This is a genomic window from Sporosarcina thermotolerans (assembly GCF_042658975.1).
Taxonomy (GTDB): Bacteria; Bacillota; Bacilli; order Bacillales_A; family Planococcaceae; genus Sporosarcina; species Sporosarcina thermotolerans.
Genome location: NZ_JBHSRM010000017.1, coordinates 130,867 through 137,084, shown reverse-complemented (window position 1 = coordinate 137,084; position 6,218 = coordinate 130,867). Strand labels below are relative to the sequence as shown.

At 41.6% G+C, this 6,218-nt stretch carries 6 protein-coding genes; all 6 read left to right on the top strand.

All coding sequences use genetic code 11. The annotated features are described in order from the left end of the window. Positions 1 to 307: 307 nt before the first annotated feature. Positions 308 to 1,129 carry a VanW family protein gene (locus ACFPZG_RS14595; RefSeq protein WP_283733726.1) on the top strand — a complete coding sequence of 274 codons (822 nt, stop codon included), beginning with the start codon at positions 308 to 310 and terminating at the stop codon, positions 1,127 to 1,129. Next, positions 1,126 to 1,650 carry an AAA family ATPase gene (locus ACFPZG_RS14590; protein ID WP_283733727.1) on the top strand — a complete coding sequence of 175 codons (525 nt, stop codon included), beginning with the start codon at positions 1,126 to 1,128 and terminating at the stop codon, positions 1,648 to 1,650. The genes ACFPZG_RS14595 and ACFPZG_RS14590 overlap by 4 nt, the downstream gene beginning before the upstream one ends. Positions 1,651 to 1,819: 169 nt before the next feature. Next, positions 1,820 to 3,508 (top strand): methyl-accepting chemotaxis protein, encoded by a 1,689-nt coding sequence (locus tag ACFPZG_RS14585; RefSeq protein WP_283734567.1) that lies wholly within the window; start codon positions 1,820 to 1,822, stop codon positions 3,506 to 3,508. A 22-nt stretch (positions 3,509 to 3,530) separates the two neighbouring features. Beyond that, positions 3,531 to 4,175 (top strand): HAD family hydrolase, encoded by a 645-nt coding sequence (locus tag ACFPZG_RS14580; RefSeq protein WP_317941015.1) that lies wholly within the window; start codon positions 3,531 to 3,533, stop codon positions 4,173 to 4,175. After that, complete coding sequence (locus tag ACFPZG_RS14575; RefSeq protein WP_283733728.1) at positions 4,172 to 4,789, top strand: NUDIX hydrolase; 618 nt, start codon at positions 4,172 to 4,174, stop codon at positions 4,787 to 4,789. The genes ACFPZG_RS14580 and ACFPZG_RS14575 overlap by 4 nt, the downstream gene beginning before the upstream one ends. A gap of 119 nt (positions 4,790 to 4,908) precedes the next feature. Beyond that, on the top strand, positions 4,909 to 6,003 hold the full coding sequence (locus ACFPZG_RS14570) for a helix-turn-helix domain-containing protein (protein WP_283733729.1): 1,095 nt from the start codon (positions 4,909 to 4,911) through the stop codon (positions 6,001 to 6,003). The last annotated feature ends 215 nt before the right edge of the window (positions 6,004 to 6,218 follow it).

The window sequence follows — 6,218 nt, the reverse complement described above, 5'->3', positions numbered from 1 at the left end:
AGTATTGCCAAATATATTTATGTCTTAAAAAGAGATGAACGAAAACATTGAAAAGGGAATTTACACAAGATTAAGGACTTGACTCGTTCTTCCCGGTTCAAGGTCCATTCTTTTGCGCAAGGGCCCATTCTTTCCGGTTCAAGGTCCATTCTTTTGCGTAAGGGCCCATTCTTTCCAGTTCAAGGTCCATTCTTTTGCGCAAGGGACCGTTCTTCCCCTTTTAGGGTCCATTCTTTCGCACAAGGGCCTAATAATGAAGGAGAAAGAAGAAAGTTTGTTGAATTAGGATGGAATAGGAGGTGGGTGTGTGGTTTCATTAAAACCGATTAAAAGAAGCAAATTGCGGATATTTGCGGGGAAGAAAGTATATCGACTGAAACGCTATGGCGAATGGCTGTTTGACGGAAAACGGTATGCCCGTAAACGTCTTGATGAAAAACTTCCTTATGTAGTAAAGAAACATCGAACCCCATTGCTAAGGCAACTGAAAGACGTAGATATGCAGCTGCAAAAGAATAAAATAACGAATCTCAAGATTGCCTCAAAACGGTTGCATAAAATTGTCATCGAACCGGGAGAAACCTTTTCATATTGGCGTTTGATCGGCAATACAACGAAACGGAAAGGGTATGTCGACGGAATGATTCTCCATTATGGAAAGGTGACCGTTGGGACTGGCGGGGGGCTTTGTCAGATGTCGAACCTTATCTATTGGATTACATTGCATACACCGTTGACAGTAACGGAGCGATATCGACACAGTTACGATGTCTTCCCTGATTCGAACAGAAGTCAGCCATTCGGTAGCGGGGCAACCTGTGCTTATAATTATTTAGATTTGCAAATAAAGAACGAGACACAAACCCCATTTCAACTGGTCGTTTATTTGACGGACTCGCATCTTACCGGGGAATGGCATTCGACAGTGCCTCCGACTCGAACATATGAAATATACGAGAAAGAGCATCATTTTACACGGGAATTATGGGGTGGCTATGTGCGTCATAACTCGATTCATCGAAAAGTGTACGACGTTGATGGCAACCAGGTTGATGATGAATTTGTAACGGAAAATCATGCGATAACGATGTATGAACCATTTCTCACATATGAGGGGGATACGGAATGATTGTGATGATCAATGGGGCTTTCGGGGTTGGAAAGACGTCAGTAGCAAATAAATTGCTACAAAAGCTTGACGGAGCGATGCTGTTTGATCCGGAAGAGGTCGGATACATGCTTAGGCATATCATACCGGAAGATGAGAAATTGGAACACGAGCGAACTGGAGATTTTCAGGACTTGGATATGTGGAAACCGTTGACGGTCGAGGTGGCAAAACAACTTCGAGAAACATATGGCAAGGATTTGATCGTGCCGATGACGATTTATACAAAAGAGTATTTCGATACAATTCACAGTGGATTTCTGCAAATTGATCCGGAAACCTATCATTTCTGCTTGACCGCAAAAAAGGAAACGATTCATGATCGACTTATTGAACGCGGTGAAGAGGAAGGCAATTGGTGCTTTGCGCAAACGGATAAATGCCTTGAGGGATTTAAGAATCCATGCTTAGGCCAATTTATATCGACCGATGATGCAAGTATTGAAGAGATTGCGAAATTCATTTGCAAAGAAATTGGGTAAGGAGAAAGATGAATTTGAAACACTGAGCTACGACGAAGAACTGAAGCATGAAAGGTATTCACTGTTCTGATCTTCCGCAATCTTAACAAACATTTTACATCATACTTTTTCCCTATGACCTATAATCGGAATGGATGATAGATCATTAAGGGGATGCTTACAGTTGAAAATGACAGTAGGAAAAAAGTTGTGGGTTGGTTTTTTAGCGATTTTATCAATAGTTCTGTTAGTCGGAGCATCCGGATTATGGGCTCTATACAAATTAGATGGAGAGTACCGTTATTTAATTGACGATAAAATTAAAAATGTCATGTTGCTGGAACAATTATTATCAGCCCAACATGCTGATGCGAAATACATCCGAGGCTACATTATTTACAAAGAACAATCCTATGTAGAACAACGAGAAGAAATTATGGATGTTATTAAGGACAAGATAAAAACGTTAGATAAATCGATACATACAGCAGCCGACCTTAAGATTATGAAAGAAGTGAAAGAAACATCCAAAAGTGCAGAACAAATAAGTGAACTGATTATACGGGATGTACAGGCAGGAAATATGGAAAGCGCGATGGACTTGGCGAATGAAGTTTCGTTTTATCAGCAGGAGGTTTCGACAAATCTTCAGCAGCTTATTCATCATCAAGAAACGGAACAGAGAAATTCTGAAGAACAGCTACAAACCGTGTTGAAATGGATATATGTACTTATCGGTAGCTTAATCGGAGCTGCGGTCTTGATAAGCATCGTGATTGCCCGAATCATTAGCCGCAGTATAGCACGGCCAGTCAGGAAGATGACTGCTTCCCTTGAACATCTCGCAAACGGAGATTTTACAGCTGGGCCAATTACTGTCCGAAACAAAGATGAAATCGGGGAAATGGCTGATGCGCTGAATGGAATGACGGAAGACTTAAGGAGAATTCTGAAGACCGTCAAAGTATCTGCTATTCAGCTTGCTAACCACGCGGAGGAATTATCCGCAAGCTCGGAGGAGAGCCTTGCTGCCTCAGAAACCGTTGCCGCTATAACTGAACGTAATTTGATGGCAAGTGATGTCCAAGTAACGAAAGTGAATGAATCTAATCTTACATTGAATGAAATGCTAATAGGAATTGCACAAATCAGCGATGATAATGAAAGAATGCAGAATGCTTCAACAGAGGTTGCGGGCCTCATCACAGATGGAGCATCACAGTTAAAAGAAGCGACAGATCAAATGAGTAAAATTAGCACGTCCATTCAGAAGTCATCCAACACAATCGGTCAACTGGCGACCCACTCGGAAAAAATCCGCGAAGTGACGTCGGTTATTACGAAAATGGCAGAGCAGACGAACTTATTAGCACTGAATGCGGCAATTGAAGCTGCACGAGCGGGTGAACATGGCAAAGGATTTGCAGTAGTAGCAAAAGAGGTTCGCCATCTTGCAGACCAATCGAAACAGTCGGCGGCACATATTGGCCGAATGATTGATGAGATGGTGCAAAACGTCGAAAGAACGATTATAACAGCAGAAGAGGGTTATTTTTTTGTTGCCAAAGGAAGGGAACTGTCGGAAAGAACAGGTTATGTGTTTCAGCAGATTGAAAGTGCAACAGGAATGATGAACGGTGCAATGAGTGCTGTCTCAACAACTATTAAGGAAGTCCGGTCAATGACGGACATCATATCTGCTGAATCGTTAGGCGTACAAAACCTCGCGTTGCAAACACTAACGGAAGCCCAATCGGCAAGTGCAGCAACGGAGGAGCAGCTATCCGCGAATTCGGAAATTTCCATGAGCGCACAGACGTTGGCCGCCCTTGCAGATCGTCTTCTTGGAGATGTGAATCGATTTAAGATAGCTGACTAATGGATTATTGGGGGATTTAAAGATGAAAGCAATTATATTTGATTTTGATGGGACATTGGCGAATACATTACCAATTTGTTATTACGCATTTCAAAGTGTCTTTAAGGAATACGATAATAGAGAAATTACGCCAAGCGAGATTATAGAAATGTTTGGTCCTTCAGAAGTTGGCATTCTTAGAAAGAATCTTTTAAGCGCCCGTAAAGACGAGGCGATCGAGTATTTCTACCAACAATATGCGCGGTTTCATAAAGACTTAGTGATAGCTAATAAAGATATACACAAAATAGTGACCTTACTAAAAGAGATGGATATAAAGTTGGGTATTTTCACAGGAAAGGCAAAAAGAAGCTTAGACATCTCCTTGGAAAAATTAGATATGGAAGGGTTGTTCGATTGTTTAATAACAGGTGATGATGTAAGTAAGCCTAAACCTGATCCGGAAGGGCTTGTGAAAGCCTTATCTTTACTAAAAGTGGAAAGTTCTGAAGCAATCTTCGTTGGAGATAGCGATGCGGATATAATTGCCGGAGTGCAAGCTAATGTATTTACAATTGGTGTACAGTGGCTACCTGAATATCAAACTGCAACATTTAGTGAACAACCAAATTTGCTAATAAGTAGCGTTACGGAATTTGAGAATTACGTAAAGGCAGGAGTCAGATGAGTACACAATGGTTGAATTGGGCAAAAAGAATTCAGGCATTGTCTCAGTCTGGGTTAGCTTTTTCAAAGGATATTTATGATATAGAACGTTATGAGGAGTTACGCAAAATCAGCGTAGAGATAATGGCGGAATACACCAATCTTGAAATGAACAAAATTGAAGGCTTGTTTACGAATGAAACAGGTTATCAAACTCCAAAAGTAGATGTTCGAGGTGTCGTATTTATAAATGATCAAATCTTAATGGTGAAAGAAAATATAGATGATAAATGGGCTTTGCCGGGTGGATTTTGCGACATTGAATTATCTCCTACTGAGAATGTAGTAAAGGAGATTAAAGAGGAATCTGGATATGATGTAATTCCAGTAAAAGTTATTGCCTTATTAGATAAAAACAAGCACCCTCATCCCCCGGAACCATACCATTACTATAAGATTTTCATTTTGTGTGAAATTATTGGAGGTGGTCCTGCTGTGGGACCGGAAACGAACCAAGTTGAGTTCTTTTCTAAGAACAATTTACCTCCGCTTTCTAAAAATCGAAATACCGAGTCCCAGATTACAACTATGTTTGAATTTTTACGGAATCCTCATAAGGAAATGGTTTTTGATTGATATCATTCCACCACCGGTAGAATTCTCGTATTCAACCAATAGTTGATAGGCTGTAAGATGCCAATATGCTACGCTGAAGTTAACAGTGCGCGCTGATACTTATTGGGGAGGTTGTTTGGATGTTGGATACAAGAAAGATCGGGAGTTATATTTCAAAGCTTCGAAAAGAGCAGGATTGGACACAAATGGAGATGGCGGATCGGTTGAATGTGAGTCATCAGGCCGTTTCTAAGTGGGAACGGGGAGAATCGATGCCGGATTTAGGGACATTGATGAACATCGGCCAGGCTTTTGGAGTGTCGGTGGATGAGTTGATGAATGGGGGTACCGGGCAGGAAGATTCGGTATACGTCCATAATCTTGGTCGGATCATGAAGGGGTTTTCTGAGGAGCGTCGGGAAGAAGTTGCGGAAATGATCAATACGGGCGAAGCGGAAATGGATGAATTAATTGAAGTAGCGCCTTTATTGAAAGCGAGTGAATTGGCTGCAGTGACAGAGCGAGTCGATAAAAGCTTGTTCAATCAGGATATGATATTGAGGCTCGCGCCTTTTGTTGAAACAGAAATGTTAGATGCCCTGGTACTACAGGCGGCTGAGGAAAGTGTTGAAATTGAACTGATCGGGAAACTGGCTCCGTTTATCAGTAGTGACGCGTTGGGGAAATTGTTGGACAAGGCCGTTACGGATGGTGTGGATTTTAATGCCATAGTTCGGCTGGCTCCGTTTGTGAGAAAAGAGTCATTGGATAGACTTGCGCTACAGGCAATGGAGGATGGCGTTGAGTTGGAGCAGATTGGAAAACTGGCGCCTTTTGTTAGCAGAGAAGCATTAGGGAATTTAATAGACAAGGCCATTACTGATAACTTGGATTATGATGCAGTTATCAAGCTTGCGCCGTTTATTGGAAGAGAACGTGTAGATAAATTGATTGAGCGGGCTGTAAGTGAGGATTTGGAATGGACATTTGTCATTAGATTGGCTCCGTTTTGTAGCCGTACAATGTTGAATCGATTGGCGGAACAAGTGAAAGAGGGAGAGTTGGATTCAAGTCGCCTAAAATCCCTTGCGCCTTTCATTGACAGAGAAGTTTTAAGCAGGATTGTGGATCGGATGGATATGAGTAAGTTTGCCCCGGAAACTATTGCGGAATTAGCGCCGTTTGTAGATAAAGGGACGTTGAGTAGATGGATTCAAAGTTTGTTGGTGAAGTAAAAGGGGAAGCAGCACTGTAAAATCGGTGCTGTTTTTTTATTGCATTAAGGATTACTGCTCAATTGTGAATTGTCCGGCAGTAAGGAACGTGTGTATGGTATAATGTGAGAATAATAGCATAGTTTTCAAGGGCGGTCAGCATCCCGTAGTTGTAACAACGTTCCAATTGCATTAGTACTGTCACAAAAGAAATAATCCACCCTTGAGTTTTAGCC

Bases quoted from the DNA above. Each gene is read 5' to 3' on its own strand.
- ACFPZG_RS14580 (WP_317941015.1), top strand. From the start codon at position 3,531: ATGAAAGCAATTATATTTGATTTTGATGGGACATTGGCGAATACATTA.
- ACFPZG_RS14570 (WP_283733729.1), top strand. From the start codon at position 4,909: ATGTTGGATACAAGAAAGATCGGGAGTTATATTTCAAAGCTTCGAAAA.
- ACFPZG_RS14575 (WP_283733728.1), top strand. From the start codon at position 4,172: ATGAGTACACAATGGTTGAATTGGGCAAAAAGAATTCAGGCATTGTCT.
- ACFPZG_RS14585 (WP_283734567.1), top strand. From the start codon at position 1,820: ATGACAGTAGGAAAAAAGTTGTGGGTTGGTTTTTTAGCGATTTTATCA.
- ACFPZG_RS14590 (WP_283733727.1), top strand. From the start codon at position 1,126: ATGATTGTGATGATCAATGGGGCTTTCGGGGTTGGAAAGACGTCAGTA.